Annotated in this window: 1 protein-coding gene; it reads left to right on the forward strand. The window is 68.0% G+C overall.

All coding sequences use genetic code 11. The annotated features are described in order from the left end of the window. The first annotated feature begins 71 nt into the window (after positions 1 to 71). A protein-coding gene (locus ABZ490_RS52155; protein ID WP_359008134.1) for an IS3 family transposase occupies positions 72 to 1,282 on the forward strand; the annotation gives its coding sequence in 2 pieces (ribosomal slippage) (positions 72 to 363 and positions 363 to 1,282; 1,212 coding nt in all). The last annotated feature ends 28 nt before the right edge of the window (positions 1,283 to 1,310 follow it).

The raw sequence follows: 1,310 nt of genomic DNA on the forward strand, positions 1-1,310 counted from the left end.
GGGGCCTTGACCCCGGATCTTGGACACCGGAGACACTTGGATCTTGATGGTCCAGGAGAACGGAGTCCCCTGTGGGGATGAAGCACTACCCCGCCGAGTTCAAGGCGGACGCGGTCGCGTTGTACCGGTCGAGGCCGGGAGCGACGATCAAGTCGGTCGCCGGTGATCTCGGGGTGAACACCGAGACGCTGAGGAACTGGATCCGGGCCGCTGATGGGCGCCGACCTGGCGCCCACTCCGCACCGCCGGCCGCCTCGCAGGCCGTCGGCGACGCCGTTCAGGCGGAGCTGGCCGCCACCCGCAAGAGGATCCGTGAGCTGGAGGAAGAACGCGACATTCTTCGCAAGGCGGCCCGGTATTTCGCAACGGAGACGCGCTGGTGAACCGCTACCAGTTCGTTGACGATCACCAGCGCCGACACGGCGTGAAGCGGCTCTGCGACATCCTCGGCCTGGCCCGCTCCAGCTTCTACTACTGGCGCCGCACCGCATCCGCGAGAGCGGCCCGCCAGGCCGTCGAAGCCGGGATCGCGGCCCGGATACGCAAGGTCCACCAGGACTCCGACGGCACCTACGGAGCCCCCAGAATCACCGCGGAACTCCGCGACGAGGGAGGCCCCGCGGTCAACCACAAGCGCGTCGCCAGGATCATGCGGACCATCGGAATCGAGGGAGTCCGTCTGCGCCGCCGGCACCGCACCACCGTCGCGGACCAGGCCGCGGCGCAGGCACCGGACCTGATCGGCCGTGACTTCACCGCGGCCGAGGTCAACATGAAGTACGTCGGCGACATCACATACCTGCCGGTCAGCGGCGCCAAGCCGCTCTACCTCGCGACCGTCATCGACCTCGCCTCACGACGGCTGGCCGGCTGGGCCATCGCCGACCACATGCGAACCGAGCTCGTCACCGACGCCCTGATGGCGGCCGAGCGGACCCGCGGGAGCCTGGCCGGAGCGATCATGCACACGGACCACGGATCTCAATATTCGAGCAGGGCCTTCGCGGAACTCTGCAGGTCAGCTGGGGTCCGGCAGAGCATGGGCGCGATCGGATCAAGCGCGGACAACGCAGCCGCGGAAAGCTTCAACGCCGCCTTCAAGAGAGAGACGCTCAAAGGCCGCAAAGCCTGGTCGAGCGAGCGTGAGGCCAGGCTCGACGCCTTCCGCTGGCTGACCCGATACAACACCCGCCGCCGGCACTCCCGCCTCGGTCAGCGGTCGCCGATCGCCTACGAGAACGCCCTCCGACCAGCAGCAACTACCCTGACCCAAGCCGCATAGACGTGTTCAACATCCGGGGCCAAGGCCC

The sequence above is a fragment of the Streptomyces sp. NPDC005811 genome (assembly GCF_040630405.1).
In the GTDB taxonomy this organism is placed as follows: domain Bacteria; phylum Actinomycetota; class Actinomycetes; order Streptomycetales; family Streptomycetaceae; genus Streptomyces.